Source organism: uncultured Thalassolituus sp. (assembly GCF_950066645.1).
GTDB lineage: Bacteria > Pseudomonadota > Gammaproteobacteria > Pseudomonadales > Oceanobacteraceae > Thalassolituus.
Genome location: NZ_CATMFB010000001.1, coordinates 296,660 through 311,495 on the forward strand (window position 1 = coordinate 296,660; position 14,836 = coordinate 311,495).

General features: G+C 53.3%; 18 protein-coding genes. 7 read left to right on the top strand and 11 right to left on the bottom strand.

Annotated features, from left to right (window positions below; genetic code table 11):
- Positions 1–31 precede the first annotated feature (31 nt).
- The 5 genes from ectB to Q1L85_RS01360 all read left to right on the top strand — a co-directional run bounded on the left by ectB (position 32) and on the right by Q1L85_RS01360 (position 5,158).
- Complete coding sequence (ectB, locus tag Q1L85_RS01340) at positions 32–1,297, top strand: diaminobutyrate--2-oxoglutarate transaminase (protein ID WP_300424362.1); 1,266 nt, start codon at positions 32–34, stop codon at positions 1,295–1,297.
- A gap of 46 nt (positions 1,298–1,343) precedes the next feature.
- Positions 1,344–1,742 (top strand): ectoine synthase, encoded by a 399-nt coding sequence (locus Q1L85_RS01345; protein ID WP_300424363.1) that lies wholly within the window; start codon positions 1,344–1,346, stop codon positions 1,740–1,742.
- A gap of 47 nt (positions 1,743–1,789) precedes the next feature.
- Complete coding sequence (locus tag Q1L85_RS01350) at positions 1,790–3,247, top strand: aspartate kinase (protein WP_300424364.1); 1,458 nt, start codon at positions 1,790–1,792, stop codon at positions 3,245–3,247.
- Positions 3,244–4,137, top strand: coding sequence for a hypothetical protein (locus Q1L85_RS01355; RefSeq protein ID WP_300432069.1), 894 nt, complete (start codon positions 3,244–3,246; stop codon positions 4,135–4,137). Before Q1L85_RS01350 ends, Q1L85_RS01355 begins: the two co-directional genes overlap by 4 nt.
- A gap of 172 nt (positions 4,138–4,309) precedes the next feature.
- Positions 4,310–5,158 carry a patatin family protein gene (locus Q1L85_RS01360; protein ID WP_300424367.1) on the top strand — a complete coding sequence of 283 codons (849 nt, stop codon included), beginning with the start codon at positions 4,310–4,312 and terminating at the stop codon, positions 5,156–5,158.
- On the opposite strand, the gene hemW is transcribed toward Q1L85_RS01360, so the two are convergent.
- The 9 genes from hemW to Q1L85_RS01405 form a co-directional block, all read right to left on the bottom strand.
- Positions 5,159–6,313 (bottom strand): radical SAM family heme chaperone HemW, encoded by a 1,155-nt coding sequence (hemW, locus tag Q1L85_RS01365; RefSeq protein ID WP_300424369.1) that lies wholly within the window; start codon positions 6,311–6,313, stop codon positions 5,159–5,161.
- Positions 6,314–6,320: 7 nt separating this feature from the next.
- The gene (locus tag Q1L85_RS01370) at positions 6,321–6,605 is read right to left on the bottom strand and encodes a hypothetical protein (RefSeq protein ID WP_300424371.1); all 285 of its coding nucleotides are present in this window, start codon (positions 6,603–6,605) and stop codon (positions 6,321–6,323) included.
- Between the two features lie 19 nt (positions 6,606–6,624).
- Entirely contained in the window at positions 6,625–7,221 is a 597-nt protein-coding gene (rdgB, locus tag Q1L85_RS01375) for an RdgB/HAM1 family non-canonical purine NTP pyrophosphatase (protein WP_300424372.1), read from the bottom strand.
- A 2-nt stretch (positions 7,222–7,223) separates the two neighbouring features.
- Entirely contained in the window at positions 7,224–7,691 is a 468-nt protein-coding gene (locus Q1L85_RS01380) for a DUF4426 domain-containing protein (RefSeq protein WP_300424373.1), read from the bottom strand.
- A 2-nt stretch (positions 7,692–7,693) separates the two neighbouring features.
- On the bottom strand, positions 7,694–8,287 hold the full coding sequence (metW, locus tag Q1L85_RS01385; RefSeq protein ID WP_300424454.1) for a methionine biosynthesis protein MetW: 594 nt from the start codon (positions 8,285–8,287) through the stop codon (positions 7,694–7,696).
- Between the two features lie 8 nt (positions 8,288–8,295).
- Positions 8,296–9,459, bottom strand: coding sequence for a homoserine O-acetyltransferase (locus Q1L85_RS01390; RefSeq protein ID WP_300424375.1), 1,164 nt, complete (start codon positions 9,457–9,459; stop codon positions 8,296–8,298).
- 94 nt (positions 9,460–9,553) lie between these two features.
- Entirely contained in the window at positions 9,554–10,147 is a 594-nt protein-coding gene (locus tag Q1L85_RS01395) for a YggT family protein (protein ID WP_300424376.1), read from the bottom strand.
- A 90-nt stretch (positions 10,148–10,237) separates the two neighbouring features.
- Positions 10,238–11,059, bottom strand: a complete 822-nt coding sequence (proC, locus tag Q1L85_RS01400; RefSeq protein ID WP_300424378.1) for a pyrroline-5-carboxylate reductase — start codon at positions 11,057–11,059, stop codon at positions 10,238–10,240.
- Positions 11,060–11,080: 21 nt separating this feature from the next.
- Complete coding sequence (locus Q1L85_RS01405; RefSeq protein ID WP_300424379.1) at positions 11,081–11,767, bottom strand: YggS family pyridoxal phosphate-dependent enzyme; 687 nt, start codon at positions 11,765–11,767, stop codon at positions 11,081–11,083.
- Positions 11,768–11,928: 161 nt separating this feature from the next.
- Here Q1L85_RS01405 and Q1L85_RS01410 point away from each other — a divergent pair, with 161 nt between their 5' ends.
- The gene (locus Q1L85_RS01410) at positions 11,929–12,963 is read left to right on the top strand and encodes a type IV pilus twitching motility protein PilT (protein ID WP_300424456.1); all 1,035 of its coding nucleotides are present in this window, start codon (positions 11,929–11,931) and stop codon (positions 12,961–12,963) included.
- A gap of 11 nt (positions 12,964–12,974) precedes the next feature.
- Complete coding sequence (locus Q1L85_RS01415; protein ID WP_300424381.1) at positions 12,975–14,090, top strand: PilT/PilU family type 4a pilus ATPase; 1,116 nt, start codon at positions 12,975–12,977, stop codon at positions 14,088–14,090.
- On the opposite strand, the gene moaE is transcribed toward Q1L85_RS01415, so the two are convergent.
- Positions 14,087–14,587 carry a molybdopterin synthase catalytic subunit MoaE gene (moaE, locus tag Q1L85_RS01420; RefSeq protein WP_300424383.1) on the bottom strand — a complete coding sequence of 167 codons (501 nt, stop codon included), beginning with the start codon at positions 14,585–14,587 and terminating at the stop codon, positions 14,087–14,089. The two genes, Q1L85_RS01415 and moaE, sit on opposite strands and share 4 nt — an antisense overlap.
- Positions 14,588–14,836 carry a MoaD/ThiS family protein gene (locus Q1L85_RS01425; protein ID WP_300424385.1) on the bottom strand — a complete coding sequence of 83 codons (249 nt, stop codon included), beginning with the start codon at positions 14,834–14,836 and terminating at the stop codon, positions 14,588–14,590. It abuts the gene before it with no gap.

Consider the following 14,836-nt stretch of genomic DNA (forward strand, 5'->3'; position numbering starts at 1 on the left):
TATTTAAAAACGACAACCGAGGAACATTAACATGGGCATTTTTAAAGACCTTGAATCTAACGTACGAGGTTACTGTCGTTCATTTCCGGTAACTTTTACCAAAGCACAGAATGCAACCCTGACCGACAGCGAAGGCAATCAGTACATCGATTTTCTGGGTGGTGCTGGCACACTGAACTACGGTCACAACAACCCGGCTTTCAAAGACGCGCTGATCGATTACATTCAGTCAGACGGCATGACGCACGGCCTGGACATGCACACGGAAGCTAAGGCGGCATTCCTTGAGACCTTCCGCGATCTGATTCTGGCGCCGCGTAACATGGACTATAAGGTTCAGTTCACAGGCCCGACTGGGACTAACGCGGTTGAAGCAGCACTGAAAATCGCCCGTAAAAATACCGGTCGTCAGACCATTGTGTCTTTCACCAACGGGTTCCACGGTGTAACACAGGGCTCTGCAGCTGTTACTGCCAACGGGTATTACAAGAAGGCGAGTGGCCTGCCAACGACGGGTGTGCACTTTATGCCATTCGATGGTTACCTGGGTGACTTTAATACCCTGACGTATTTCGAAAAAGCGCTGAAGGACAAGTCATCTGGTCTGGGTCATCCAGCGGCGGTGATTGTTGAGTGTATCCAGGGCGAGGGCGGTCTGAATGTCGCTTCAAAAGAATGGATGCAGGGCCTTCAGGAACTGTGCAAACGCTACGACATGCTGCTGATTGTCGACGATATTCAGGCAGGTTGTGGTCGTTCAGGTACTTTCTTCAGCTTTGAAGAATTTGGTATCGAGCCAGATGTTATTACGCTGTCAAAATCGCTGAGTGGTTACGGTCTGCCGATGGCCATCGTGCTGCTGAAAGAAGAACTGGATATCTGGCAGCCAGGCGAACACAACGGGACATTCCGTGGTAACAACCACGCGTTCGTGACGTCGCGAAAAGCCCTTGAAACTTACTGGTCAGATTATCGTTTTGCTGAAGAAGTTCAGCACAAAGCCAGTGTTATCCGTCGTCGTCTGAAAGAAATTCAGGCCGAGAATGGCGGCCAGATGAAACACAAAGGTCGTGGCATTATGCAAGGCCTTGAATTCGCTAACGGTGAGATTGCCGGTGCGATTACTGAGCGGGCTTTCGATAAAGGTCTGGTGATTGAAACCAGTGGTTCTGACGGCCAGGTTGTGAAGATTCTCGCGCCTCTGACCATTGAAGAAAGCACCCTGAACGCCGGTCTCGATATTCTTGAGAAGGTGATCGGTGAAGTAATGGCAGAGCAGGTATCAAAGGCGTCCTGAATCCGGACGCCACAGACCGACATTAACGAATTCAGGAAAAAACAGAATGATTGTAAGAACACTGGAAGAATGTAAGAACAGCGAACGTGCCGTAAATGGTGGTAACTGGGAAAGCGTTCGTATGTTGTTGAAAGACGACAATATGGGCTTCTCTTTCCACATCACCACAATTTTTGCAGGTACTGAAACTCCGATTCACTATCAGAATCATCTGGAGTCTGTGTATTGCATGTCAGGCTCAGGCGAGATTGAAACCTGTGATGACGGTAAGGTATATCAGATTCGTCCGGGAACGCTTTATATTCTGGACAAGCACGATAAACACCTGCTGCGGGCAACAGAAGATATGCATATGGCGTGTGTATTTAATCCGCCGCTGAATGGTAAAGAAGTGCATGATGAAAATGGCGTCTATGCACTGGAAGCTGACGCAATTACTGACTGAGTCATCTCTCTGAAAGTCGAAAACTAAAACAAATAAGAGAGGAAAGTATGACGGTCAGTCACAGCGTAGAGAAAATTGGCGGCACTTCAATGAGTCGCTACGATGAAGTTCTGAATAATATCTGGAAGCGCCCTCAGTTGCCGAACGGTGGTGAACAGGAAACCATTTACCAGCGTGTATTTGTTGTTTCTGCTTATGCGGGTATGACCAACGGTTTGTTGGAGCATAAAAAGACCGGTGAGTCCGGTGTATATGCGTTATTTGCTGAGATGGATGATAAGCGCCCGTGGCAGCAGAAACTGTACGAAGTGCAGGCGGCCATGCTGGCAATGAATGCCGAGATGTTTGAAGGGCAGGACATTGTCCGCAAGCGTGCGGACCAGTTTATCAGCGGTCGCATTGATGACGTTCTGCAATGTCTTGAGCACCTTGAGAACGTCTGTAATTTCGGACACTTCCAGCTGGATGATCACCTGCACCGTGTTCGCGAAATGCTCAGTGCCCTGGGTGAAGCGCACAGTGCCTACAACTCAGTCCAGCTGCTGCAGCTGCATGATATTAATGCGCGCTTTGTTGATCTGACCAACTGGCGTTCTGATCAGCAGCATAGCCTGGACGATCACATTCAACGTGCATTCGACGGTATCGATCTGGCGAAAGAAATGCCGATTGTGACGGGTTATACCCAGTGCCGCGAAGGCCTGATGAAAACGTATGATCGTGGTTACAGCGAGATGACCTTCTCGCGGGTTGCTACTGTGACGGGTGCTGCCGAAGCGATTATTCATAAGGAATATCACCTGAGTACCGCTGATCCTATGATGGTCGGTGCTGAAAATGTTCACCCGATCGGGCTGACAAATTACGATGTCGCTGATCAGCTGGCGAACCTGGGGATGGAAGCGATTCACCCACGGGCTGCTGCAGGTCTGCGTAAGCGTAATATTGTGTTGCGTGTAAAAAATACGTTCGAGCCTGAGCATCAGGGCACAGAAATCCGTGCTGACTACAGCAGCGATACGCCTAAGGTAGAAATCATTGCCGGAACCCGGAATGTCTGGGCACTGGAAATGTTCGATCAGGATATGGTTGGCGATGCGACCTACGGTCAGAAAATGAATGATCTGGTGTTCGAGTCGGGTGTGAGAGTCCTGACCAAAGACTTTAATGCGAACACAGTGACTTTTTATCTGAAGGGCAATAAGCGTCGGATCAACTGGTTGATGGATCGCCTGCAGGCGACCTACACCACCGCTGACGTCCGTGTTGAAAAACTGGCGATGGTCAGTGCTATCGGTAGCGACATGAAGGTCCCGGGTCTGCTGACGTCTGCCGCAGGCGCGTTGTCAGATGCGGGTGTTAACGTGTTGTCCGTTCACCAGGCGATGCGTCAGGTCGATATGATGTTTATCGTTGCCGATCAGGATTACGCCCCGGCTGTAAAAGCCTTGCACACCAGTCTGATTGAGAAAAGCGACGTCTGGAAACAGGCCCATACTGCATGATACGAACCATGATGCATGTTTTTCTGTCGATGCTGTTATTTGTGTCGGCGCTCATGGTATTGCCCGACCGAGTACATGCAGATGAAGCATCCGCTGATGAAAAAGCGGAACAGACAATTGAGGCGCTGAACGCGCCTCTTTATTCTGCATTTACCGAACGCTATCTGTTGGATGAGGTGAAAAATCTTCGTCAGATGCTGGCAGACACCCGGGTCGAATTTACCGAAAAACTCACCGACCGTGAGCTGAGTGTGGCCGACAAGGCTCTCACTTATGCGACGGATACCGTCACTTATTTTTTCTATCTGATTGCCGGTGCTTCCACTTTACTGGTACTGGTTGGCTGGAATTCACTGCGCGAAATTAAAGACCGCGCGAGTGCACTGGCTAACGAAGAAATTAAGCGTATTACTGCGTCTTATGAGAACAGACTGGAAACACTGGAGCGCGAGCTGCACCATAAATCGCGTCATATTGCCCGGACTCAGGAAGAGATTGAGCTGACCAACGAAGTTCACTCGCTCTGGCTGAAGGCCTCTCAGGAGTCTGTGCCTCAGAATAAAATCGCGATTTACGATCAGATTCTGGCGCTGCGACCGGACGATGTTGAAGCGCTGACTTATAAAGCAGATGCTGCGCTTCTGATGGGGCAGACACAGTGGGCGAACAGCCTCGCCAATCGAGCGCTTACCATTGATCCTGACAACAGCCATGCGCTGTATCAGCGTGCCTGTGCTCATGCCGAGAGTGGATACCATGAGGAGGCCCTCAGGGATCTCGCAGATGCCATTGAAAAGTCTGAAGCACTTCGCGAGCAGGCTGAACTGGATCAGAGTTTTGAGAAACTCCGTTCCAATGACGACTTCATTCAACTCCTCCGCCGCAGTTAATGCGCATTTTTGGCGGCTTTGTCCTGCGTAGACAGGCCGCCACTCGTGATTTTTTCTATCAAGCCGATTAAAACAAACAAATACTCCGGAACCCCGGACTCTCATACGCTTCACACATAAGACGCTGCAGATCTGTCTGCGTCGTATTGTTGAATTCAGAGGGGGAAGCTTGATGGCTGATTCCAGTAAAGCGTTGATCGTCGAAGGTGGTGCCATGCGCGGCATCTTTGCCAGTGGTGTACTCGATACCTTTATGGCATCGGGTTACAGTCCTTTTGATCTTGCGATTGGCGTATCTGCAGGGGCAACGAATCTGACCGGCTATGCGGCGAGGCAACCGGGACGAAGTCGGCAGGCGATCATGGAATATGCGGTCCAGAAAGATTTCTTCAGTCCGGTGCGCTTTTTCCGGGGCGGACATATGACGGACGTCAGCTGGCTCTGGCACTACGCTCAGAAACGTCTGCCACTGGAAACGCTGGACGGCCCGATGGCTTTTTATGCAACCCTCACTCACGTAGAAACCGGTGCGGCCCATTACATGCGGGTCTCGGACCTGAATGTGCATGATCTGATGGTGGCGACCTGTGCTATCCCGTATCTCTATCGTGATCAGCCACTGATTAATGGCGAGTATTACGTCGACGGCGGAGTCGCTGACTCTATTCCTGTCCGTCGGGCGTACGAGATGGGCGCGAGAGATATAACCGTCGTGTTGTCGCGGCCACTCGGGTATCGCAAGAAGCCGGTCAACCAGTCATGGTTGTTGGAAAAGGCGTTCGGATCTCATGCGCAGCTGCTGAATGCCATGCTGTTCCGCTCGGATGACTACAACGCAAGTCTGGAGTTTATTGCGAATCCACCGCCTGACTGTCGCGTGCATGTCATTGCGCCACCACCGGAGTTTGCTGTGTCGCGGCTGACGATGAATCAACAGCGACTTGCTGATGGCTATCGGATGGGAGTGACCGAAGGTGAGCGCTATCTGCAGCTTCACGCGCCGGTTGCGCGTGTTGCCTGATTACTCCTCGGGAAGAAACAGGGCGAGCAGTTCATTAAGGTACTGCTGGCCTTTATCTGTTGCGCGGAACCATTCACCGGCTTCCATCAGCCCCGCCTGACAAGCCTTATCAATCGTCGGTGCGATCTGAGCGGGTTGCAGGCCAGTGCGCGCAATAAAATCGTCGCGGCGGATACCCTCTCTCAGGCGCAGCGCATTCATCAGGCACTCCAGGCCCGTGTCGGTCTCAGGGATTTTCTCTGTCCCCGCGAGAAACGTTTTTTCAGGGTTAAGATAATCTTTCGGCAACCGGGTTTTCCAGCTACGCAGAATCTGCAGTGAATTATTTCCGGGGGTTGGCACGGTAATTTTTCCGTGGGCTCCGGCACCGATGCCCAGATAATCACCGAAGGTCCAGTAATTCAGATTATGGCGCGCTGCCCGACCGGGTTGCGAGAAGGCCGAAATTTCGTAGTGCTCATATCCTTTCCCTGCCAGTAATGCGAAGCCGGCTTCCTGAATATCCCAGAGCGTGTCATCTTCGGGCAGGCGCGGAGGATACTTATAAAATTCGGTATTGGGTTCAATGGTCAACTGATACCAGGACAGATGCGGCGGCGCAAAGCTGAGAGCCGTGTTAAGGTCATCCAGCGCCTGCTCAAGGGTCTGCCCCGGTAAACCGTGCATCAGGTCGAGGTTAAAGTTATCGAAGCCTGCATCACGCGCCTGCGCAATCGCAGTGAGAGCCTGGTCGCGGTCATGGACGCGGCCCAGTGCACTCAGGTGCTGCGGCTGAAAGCTCTGAATACCCATCGACAGGCGATTGATTCCCAGGCGTCTGTAATCAGCAAATTTTTCTGCTTCGAAGGTTCCGGGGTTCGCTTCCAGAGTAATTTCGATGTCGGGGATAAAGGTCAGGTGCTGACGCAGGCCTGAAAAAAGACGTGAGTAGGCATCTGCGGAGAGCAGACTGGGTGTGCCGCCTCCGAAGAAAATGGTACTGACCGGACGCCCCTGAACCCAGTGGAGATCCTGTTTCAGGTCTTCCAGCAGGGCATCAATGTAGGCGTCTTCGGGCAGATCTGCTGCGGCCTGATGTGAATTGAAATCACAGTAAGGACATTTGCGTATACACCAGGGAACGTGGATGTACAGGCTCAGTGGCGGCAGCATCATGGGACTTTCAGGCCGGCTCGCACTGCTCAATGAGTTCCATCAGAGCCGAGACTTTGACTTCCCATTCGCTTTTTTCCTGCGCGAGTCGGGTATTTTCTTTCTTTGCCGCTTCGTACTGTTGCTGCAGTGCAGTAATGGCAGTGTCACGGTGCTGCAGACGCTCTTCTGTGGTGGCGAGCTGCTGCTTCAGTGCTTCTATCTGGTCTTCCAGAGTGCGGCGTTGCTGACGTGCGTCTTCCAGGGCACTGACGGTGCCCAGAACTTTATGTTCAAGTTGTTCGAGAATGTCCAAAGGAGTTCCTGCGGGTGTTTTACGGATGCCAGCGCTTCAGCAGTTGCTGAATGGCCTGTCCGCGATGGGAGATAAGGTTTTTACGTTCTTTGCTCAGTTCAGCGGCGCTGACGCCCTCTGCTGGCACATAAAAGAGTGGGTCGTACCCAAAGCCGCCATCACCAGCGGGAGAGGTCAGAATGCGGCCTTCCCATGCGCCCTGAAATACCTGAGGCGTGGGATCTTTGGCATGGCGCATATACACCAGCACACACTGGAATCGCGCCGTACGTTTTTCTTCCGGTACGTCCGCCAGTTCGCGCAACAGCTTGTCGTTGTTGCTCTGATCACCGGCGCCGGAATAACGGGCACTGTAGATTCCCGGAGCACCATCAAGGGCGTCGACTTCAATACCTGAGTCATCGGCGAGGGCAGGCAGGCCAGTGACTTCGCAGGCATGACGGGCTTTTAAAATAGCGTTTTCGACAAAGCTCAGGCCGGTTTCATCGGCGTCGCTGACGCCCAGTTCGGTCTGCGGAATCAGGGTCACGCCCGAATCGGCAAAATGCTCGCGGAACATGGCGGAAAACTCGCGCAGTTTACCCTGGTTGCCACTGGCTAAAACGATCCGGGTCATGTTTATTCCTGATAAAACTGCTGGCTGAAATTCACGTCGAACGTTCGCGTCTGTCCGCTGGGTGTGACATCCAGGCTGATGCGGTACACGTCGTTTTTATCGAAGGGGAACGTCGATACGTAGTACACCGCATTGGTTTCTTTGATTTCGCGGAATTCGATGGTGCGGCTCTGGCCAATCAGATTTTTAACCGTGCCGGTCAGCGTAGCCGTGACAGGCAGAGGGAGGTCACCTTCGTCCGTTTTCAGGACTGAGATGCTCAGATAGGCCAGTGAGCGCGAGCGGGGAATGTCGTACGCCTCTGCGGCCTGCTCCGGAATAAAGCTGGAATTCAGCCCGATGTAATGGACTTCATAGTTGCCGAATACCTGTTTCTTTTCACCACGGTCGTTTGCCAGGGCGTTCTGAGCACCGAACGCGGTGGCGAGCAGAATGACAGAAGCAATCGCAGAGCGGAAAAGTGAGCGCATACTTATTTCCTCGTTACGTGATAAACGGCAATTTCCCCCAGCATGGCAGGCCAGAGGCGGATACTCCAGTGTTCCTGGTGATTATCATCCATTACGGTCTTATTCAGAATCCGGATGTTTTTCTCATGACACAGTATTTCAAAGTCACGGAAGGTACACATATGAATGTTGGGTGTGTCGTACCAGTTGTATGGCAGAGTTTCCGACATCGGCATGCGCCCTTTTAACAGCAGATAGAAGCGCGTTTTCCAGAAACCGAAGTTCGGGAAGGTCACAATGGCTTCTTTACCGATGCGCAGCATTTCTTCGAGGAGTTCATCCGGGCGACGGACCACCTGCAGCGCCTGCGTCATGATGACGGTATCCATGCTGTCATCGGCAAAGTTACTCAGGCCATCGTCCAGATTCTGTTCCAGTACGTTCACACCATTACGGATACAGGCGGTGATTTTATCCGGGTTAATTTCCAGACCGTAGCCGTTCACCTGTTTGTTGGCCTGAAGATAGCTGAGCAGCTGGCCTTCACCACAACCGAGGTCGAGCACCTGGCTGGAGGGTTTAACCCACTGCTGAATAATGCGCAGATCATCGCGCAGAACGTGATTCATGAGCGCTCTCCCTTGACCTGACAGCGGGTGGCAACACCGTCCATGTAAGCGCTGAAAATATCCAGATAACGGGGAATCGGCATCAGGAACGCGTCGTGCCCGCTTTCTGATTCAATGCAGGCGTAGGCGACATCTTTTTTGGCGTGTACCAGTGCATTAACGATCTCTTCCGAGCGGGCAGGCGCGAAGCGCCAGTCGGTAGTGAAGGACACCACCAGAAAACGACATTGCGCCTGACTCAGACACGCCTGCAGGTCATTATTGTAATCCGCTGCGGGGTCGAAATAATCCAGCGCTTTGGTCATCAGCATATAGGTGTTGGCGTCAAAGCGGGTGCTGAATTTTTCACCCTGATAATGCAGGTAGCTTTCGACCTGAAACTCAGGTGCGAAGCTATAGTTCAGTTTCCCTTCGCGCAGTTCACGACCGAACTTCTGACGCATTGCATCATCGGACAGGTAGGTCAGATGCCCAAGCATACGGGCCTGCATCAGCCCAGCCTTAGGAATCGTCTCTTTTTCGGTATACCAGCCATCATGGAAATCGGGGTCTTTGGCGATGGCCTGGCGGGCAACTTCGTTAAACGCGATGTTCTGTGCCGAGAGTTTAGGCGCCGAAGCAATCACGACTGCGTGTTTAAGTCGCTCGGGGTACTGGATTGACCAGCGCAGTACCTGCATGCCCCCCAGTGATCCGCCAACAACCGCTGCCCAGCACTCAATACCCAGTACGTCGGCCAGGCGGGCCTGACTCTGTACCCAGTCACGCACAGCAACAATCGGAAAGTCCGGGCCATATACTTTGCCTGTTTCCGGGTTAATGCTGGTCGGGCCAGTGGAACCGGAGCAGCCGCCGAGGTTGTTCAGCGAAACGACAAAAAAACGATTGGTGTCGATGGCTTTGCCGGGGCCAATGCAGGTGTCCCACCATCCGGGCTTTTTGTCGTCCATGCTGTGATAGCCAGCGGCATGATGATCGCCACTCAGTGCGTGACAGATCAGAATGGCGTTTGAACGAGACTCGTTCAGTTTACCGTAGGTTTCGTACACCAGATCGTATTCGTTAAGCACCCGCCCGCTACGCAGGGTCAGAGGCTCGCTGAAGTGTTGGGTTTTCGGGGTCACCAGACCGACTGAATCGACAGGAATAACTTCCGGCATCAGGGGTGGGTATCCATAACAAATGAAATTGCGCGCAGTGTAACAGGCCGGGCGGGCTGACAACAGCGGCCCGGCGGAGTGCGCAATGGAGGAATCAGAGGCCGAGGATCAGGCCGCCAGGCACGCTCAGTGCAACCGCCATTGGGTTGATCAGCAGAACTTCCAGTACCTGCAGACCAAGGATCAGCACTAAGGGTGACAGGTCCAGTCCGCCCATATCCGGCATCACGTTGCGGATGGGTCTCATCAGTGGATCAAGCAGCTGATTGATCAGAATCAGTGCCGGGTTATAGGAGTTCGGCGCAACCCATGAGGCGATCACCATAATGATCATGCCCCAGAAGTAGATATTAAAGATGAGTTTGACCAGGCCCAGCAGCGCCCAGCCGAGCATGGCCACCCATGGCAGAGCCGCGGTGCCGTAGGCAACCATGGCTATCAGAGTGATCAGCAGATACTGAGCAATGAAGGCCAGCACCAGAGATGCGATATCCAGACCGCCAAAGCCCGGAATGATCCTGCGTAACGGAATCAGCATAGGGTTGGTGAATTTCACAATCATCTGCGACAGCGGGTTGTAAAAGTCTGCGCGTACCAGCTGCAGCAGAAAGCGCAGTACGATGATCAGCAGGATCAGGCTGCCGATGGAGTTGATCAGTAGCAGGCCGGCCTGGCTCAGTGGGGACATGGTATCTCCGTTGAAGTAGTCGAACGATAATTCAGTCTATGGGGGCAGAACCAGGATGTTTCACCCCTGCTGCCCCGGCATTTTTTACGCTCAGTCTTTTCCCAGCATGTCGCTGAGTTCGCCAGCGCGTTTCGCAGCAGCATCCATAGCGGCCTTAACGATGTCGCGCAGGTGAGCGCCCTCAAATGTTGCAATGGCTTTTTCTGTTGTGCCTCCGGGTGAGGTCACGCGGCGACGTAGCTCATCCGGGCCCACGTCTGAGTGGCTGGCCATATGTCCGGCCCCCAGCGCAGTCTGCAGCGTCAGGCGGCGCGCAGTGTCTTCACTCAGGCCCAGCGACTGGCCTGCCGCGAGCATGGCTTCCATCAGCAGGAAGTAGTAAGCCGGGCCGCTGCCAGACAGAGCAGTAACGGCGTCTATCTCTGCGTCAGATTTCACCCAGACGGTGATCCCGGTACCGGCGAGCAGACGGTCGGTAATATTCTGCTGATCAAGCGAGACCCCTTCACTGGCGTACAGACCTGTCGCACCGAAACCATGCAATGACGGCGTATTAGGCATAGCGCGGACAACGGCTTTACAACCGGTCCAGGATTCGAGTGTCGGCAGGCTGATGCCCGCAGCAATAGAGATGATGAGTGGCTGGCGGGTGCTCAGCGTTTCTTTGAGTGGTTGCAGAACATCACGCATGACCTGAGGCTTCACGGCCAGAATAACCACTGACGCACCGTTGATCGCGTCGAGATTATCCTCGTGAGTCTGCACTGAAAACTGCTGCTGCAGACGTTCGCGTTGTTCTGTACCCGGGTCGCTGACGTGAATCAGGTCCGCGCTGATGCCACCCTCGCGGACCAGTCCGCCGATGATGCTGGTGGCCATGTTGCCACCACCGATGAAAGCAATCTGGGTCATTTCGTTTCCTTAGTATTCGGTTTAGCCACGGGCGCCAAAAATATCTGTTCCGATCCGTACCTGAGTGGCGCCGCATTCAATGGCCAGTTCCAGGTCTCCTGACATTCCCATCGAGAGCGTATCTGCGTCCGGATGAATGCCGCGGAGACTCGTCCACAGGGCGTGCATCTCGTTAAACTGAGCGCGCAGGCGCGCTTCGTCGTCGGTGTCTTCGGGGATGCACATAAGACCACGCACCTTCAGTCTAGGCAAGGATGCTACAGTCTGCGCAAACTCCGTCAGTGCTTCCGGCAGAATGCCGCTTTTCTGCGGTTCGCGACTGATGTTTATCTGGATCAGAACACAGAGGTCGGGCAGAGACTGGGGGCGTTGTTCACTCAGGCGCCGGGCAATCTTTTCGCGGTCCAGGGTCTCCAGCCAATCGAAGTGCTCTGCAACCTGTCGGGTCTTGTTCGACTGCAGCGGGCCGATAAAGTGCCATTCGAGTCCGCGGAGGTGCGACAACGCAGAGATCTTGTCAGATGCGTCCTGCAGGTAATTTTCACCGAAGGCCCGCTGGCCGAGGTGATAACACTCTTCTACCATTTCAGCAGGCTTGGTTTTACTGACGGCCAGCAGGCTCACACTGCCGGCTTCCCGGCCGCTGCTTTCACAGGCCCGGCGCAGGCGATCACAGACCTGAGAGTAGTTGCTTGCGACTATAGACATTGTTGGCTGTTTGTTTAGGATGTGGAAATCAGTGACACGGTTCAACGAATCGTTCGCCAGAGCATGATACACCATATCTCCGCGGCGCAGATGCCTCTGTGACCGATGAACATCCCGGCCTGTTCTTTACTCTGGCGCATACCGACCAACTAGGAAACGCAATGGACATTACCGAATTACTCGCATTCAGTGCCAAACAGGGCGCATCAGATCTGCACCTCTCTGCTGATATGCCACCAATGATCCGTGTTGATGGCGACGTACGTCGTATTAATCTGCCATCCCTGAGTCACAAAGAAGTGCATGCGCTTGTGTATGACATCATGAATGACAAGCAGCGTAAGGACTTCGAAGAGTTTCTTGAAACTGACTTCTCATTTGAAGTGCCGGGTGTGGCTCGCTTCCGTGTTAACGCCTTTAACCATAACCGCGGTGCGGGTGCGGTATTCCGGACCATTCCCTCAAAAGTGCTGACGATGGATCAGCTGGGCATGGGGCAGGTGTTCAAGGATCTGGCGGCAATTTCACGAGGGATTGTTCTGGTGACGGGGCCGACCGGGTCGGGTAAATCCACGACGCTGGCAGCCATGATTGACCATATTAATGAATCACGCTACGACCACATTCTGACTGTGGAAGACCCGATTGAATTTGTTCACGAATCGAAAAAATCCCTGGTTAACCAGCGTGAAGTGCATCGAGACACCTTAGGTTTTAACGAAGCGCTCCGTTCTGCCTTGCGTGAAGACCCGGATGTGATTCTGGTGGGTGAGATGCGGGATCTGGAGACCATCCGTCTGGCGCTGACGGCCGCAGAAACCGGTCACGTGGTGTTTGGTACTCTGCACACCAGTTCGGCCGCGAAGACCATTGACCGTATTGTTGATGTATTTCCTGCGGAAGAAAAGTCGATGGTGCGCTCAATGCTGTCGGAGTCACTGCAGGGCGTTATTTCTCAGTCTCTGCTGAAAAAGAACGGCGGTGGCAGGATTGCTGCGCACGAAATTATGATCGGTACCCCCGCGATCCGTAACCTGATCCGCGAAGACAAAGTGGCACAGATGTACTCGTCGATACAGACTGGCGCATCGCATGGTATGCAGACGATGGATCAGTGCTTGCAAAATCTGGTCAGTAAGGGGTTAATTACCCGTGAAGTGGCACGCGAAAAAGCGAAAATGCCTGAGAATTTCTGAGGAAACTGACAGTGTCGATGGATAAATTTCTGCGGTTGATGGTTGAGAAAACCGCATCGGACCTTTTTATTACTGCCGGCGTGCCACCGTCAATGAAGGTTCATGGAAAACTGGTTCCGCTGAATAAAACTGTACTCAGTGCGGAGCAGGCCAAAGACATTGTGTACGGTCTGATGAATGACCGCCAGCAGCGCGAGTTTGAAGAGAAAAAAGAGCTCAACTTTGCGATCAATGCGTCGGGTATCGGTCGTTTCCGTGCCAGTGCTTTTTATCAGCGTAACGTTGCCGGCATGGTACTGCGCCGGATTGAGACCCGCATCCCCGGCGTCGATCAGCTGGGCCTGCCAGAAATTATTAAAGACCTGTCGATGGCAAAGCGCGGTCTGGTGTTGTTTGTCGGTGCAACGGGGGCGGGTAAATCGACTTCGCTGGCAGCGATGATTGGTCACCGGAACCGCAACAGCAAAGGGCATATTCTCAGCATTGAAGATCCGATTGAATTTATTCACCAGCATGAAAGCTGCATTATTACGCAGCGGGAAGTGGGGCTGGATACTGAGACCTATGAGGTGGCGCTGAAGAACTGTCTGCGTCAGGCGCCGGATGTCATTATGATCGGTGAGGTGCGCTCTGCCGACACTATGGAGCACGCCATTACCTTCTCCGAAACGGGTCACCTTTGTCTGGCGACACTGCACGGTAATAATGCGAACCAGGCGCTGGACCGCATCATTCATTTCTTCCCGCCGGAACGGCATTCGCAGATCTGGATGGACTTATCCCTGAACCTGAAAGCCATCGTTGCTCAACAGTTAATTCCAACACCGGACGGTCGCGGCCGCCGCGCGGTCGTCGAAGTTCTGCTTAATACACCGCTGGTGTCTGACCTGATCCGTAAAGGTGAGATTCATGAGCTGAAAGGCCTGATGGCCCGTTCTACTGAGCTGGGCATGCAAACGTTCGATCAGGCGCTTTATGCGCTCTACGATCAGAGTGAGATTACCTACGAAGATGCGATTGCGCATGCCGACTCTCCGAATGATCTGCGTCTGATGATCAAACTGGGTAACGAAACCAACGCAGATATGCTGGAAGGTGCAACGCGCAACCTCCGCCTGCAGGATTAACTCTCGCTATCGCTGCTTTTTATCTCCGGATTCCTGTTCTCAGGAGTCCACTTTTGTCGGGCATCCTGGTCTTTCTGGCGGGCTTCTACCCAGACTTCTCCCGTCTCCGTCAGTTCTTTTTTCCAGAAGGGGGCTTCTGTTTTCAGGTAGTCCATCAGAAACCGACAGGCGTCAAACGCGGCGTCTCTGTGTGCACTGCTGACACCGGCAAAAACGATCTGCTCTTCTGTTTTTAAAATGCCGGTGCGGTGGATCAGAGTGACGCGTTGCAATGGCCAGCGCTGACGTGCTTCAGCGATGATTTTTTTCAATGCCTTTTCAGTCATCCCGGGGTAATGCTCCAGGATCATGCCGGTAACACCGCTCTGCTCACTGAATTCACGGACCAGCCCACTGAAACACACCACGGCCCCAGTGGCTGGGTTGTGCCGGCGCAGCGCTTCATATTCGTCATGAACGTCGAAGTCCTGGGTCTGTACGACAACTCGGTCAGTCATTCAGCCTCCGGTGACTGGTGGGAAGAAAGCGATTTCATCAGTCGCGTTCACCAGGGTGTTGTCGTCAGTGATCATCTCCTGATTGACGGCAACCAGTGCATAACTGTCAGAAAATAAGTCAGCGTGCTCCGGAAAGCGACCCTGCATGGCAGTGCGGATGGCTGCTACGGGAGAAGGATTGTTGATGTCTAATGTGACTGTGGCGCAGTTGCAGACATCTCTTAATCGGGCAAACAGGAGTATCTGCAT